The 1,845-nt window shown below is 65.7% G+C and carries 2 protein-coding genes; both read left to right on the plus strand.

The window, feature by feature from the left end; genetic code table 11:
- Positions 1-283, plus strand: a 283-nt coding sequence (locus AC1D2K_RS34120; protein WP_478094788.1) for a TipAS antibiotic-recognition domain-containing protein, incomplete at its 5' end; no start/stop codon positions are given.
- 20 nt (positions 284-303) lie between these two features.
- Positions 304-1,734: a carotenoid oxygenase family protein gene (locus AC1D2K_RS34125; RefSeq protein WP_478094790.1), complete on the plus strand. Its 1,431-nt coding sequence runs from the start codon at positions 304-306 to the stop codon at positions 1,732-1,734.
- Positions 1,735-1,845 lie beyond the last annotated feature (111 nt).

Consider the following 1,845-nt stretch of genomic DNA (forward strand, 5'->3'; position numbering starts at 1 on the left):
GAACTACGTTGCGCAGACCGATGYATGGCCGCCGCTCATCGCCGAGGTTCGGCAACAGATGTTGACGGGCACCCCCATCGATGGCGCAGCCATGCGTGCGCTGGCGCAGCGTTGGCAGGAGCTCTCGCTCGCCAAGGCCGGCGGCGATGCCGCGCTACACGCGAAGCTGCAGCGCGCGTTTCACCACGACGCGGCTCTGCGGGCTGGCTCGGGCATCGACGAGACGTTGGCCGCCTACGTTGGGCAAGCCATCGCGCATCTGAACGGCACATCGACCTCCTGAATGAATCCCAAAGGCTCCACGTGAACGCAGAAACACAGACGAACCCTCACTTCTTCACCGGCAACTACGCGCCGCTCGCCGAGGAGCACGACATCACGCAGCTCCACATCGAAGGCACGCTGCCACCCGGGCTGTCAGGCAGCCTGTACCGTGTCGGCCCAAGCCCGCAGTACGCACCGCGCGACAATAACTACCACTGGTTCTCCGGCGACGGCATGGTGCACGCCTTCCACATCGACAAGGGCAGCGTGTCGTACAGCAACCGTTGGGCGCGCACGCCGAAATGGCAGCTCGAACATGAAGCCGGGCGCGCGCTCTTCGGCACCTTCGGCAACCCCGCCACCAGCGACCCGCTGGCGCAGGGCCGAAACGGTGGCACGGCCAACACCAGCATGCTGTGGCATGGCGACCGACTGTTCGCCCTCGAAGAGTCGCATCAACCCTTTGAGCTCGACGCCTACACGCTGGCTTCCAAAGGGCACCAGAGCTTCGGCGACCGCGTGACCTCGCGCTGCACCGCGCACCCGAAGGTGGACCCCGAGAGCGGCGAACTGCACTTCTTTGCGTATTCGCCCGACGGCCCTTGTTCGCCGGCCATGCTCTATGGCGTGATGGACAAGCACTGCGAGGTCACGCGGCTCGAGTCGTTCAAAGCGCCGTATGCCAGCATGGCGCACGACTTCATGGTGACGCGCGGGCATGTGCTCTTTCCCGTCACACCGCTGACGCTCAGCGTGGAGCGCGCGATGCGCGGCAAGCCACTGCTGGCCTGGGACGTCGGCCTGCGGACACACGTTGGCGTGATGCAGCGCGGTGGCGCGGCGGACACACTGCGCTGGTTCGACTCCGACGCCTGCCACGTGTTCCATGTGATGAATGCCTGGGACGACGGCGCCACTGTCGTGGCCTATGTGATGCAGTCGGAAACGGCGCCCGGACTGCCCGATGCCGAAGGCCATCCCGGTGACCCCGACGCCATGGCCGCGCGCCTGTGCCGCTGGACTTTCGACTTGAGCGGCACGGACACAGGATTCCGACGCGAGTACCTCGACGACTTGGTGGCGGAGTTTCCACGCATTGACGAGCGCTACACGGGCCGGCGCAACCGCTACGGCTTCTACACCTGCCATGCGAGGTCGCGCGCAAGGGATGACTCGGAAAGCGTGCTCTACGACAGCCTCGCCCGTTTCGATTTCGATACCGGCGAGCGCAGCATGCACACGCTGCCGCATGGAGACGTGGTGTCCGAACCGGTGTTCGTGCCGCGCGCCACCGACGCAGCCGAGGGCGACGGCTGGCTGCTTGCCGTGGCCTGGCGTGAACAGGAACGGCGCAGCGACCTGCTGGTGTTCGATGCAATGGACCTGGCGGCGGGACAAGTTGCGGTCGCCCGTTTGCCGCACCGCGTACCGTTCGGCTTCCACGGAACTTGGCGCCCTGCGCGCACTTGACCCTTTCAGGCCATCAGCCAGTGGCTGCCTTCAAGAGGGTCGAGATACAGGAATGGGCTCGAAGTTCTTTCGCGCGACCGGCTACAGTCGGCCAGAACCAGACCTTCGACG

This window comes from Variovorax sp. P1_H12_2 (assembly GCF_056405335.1).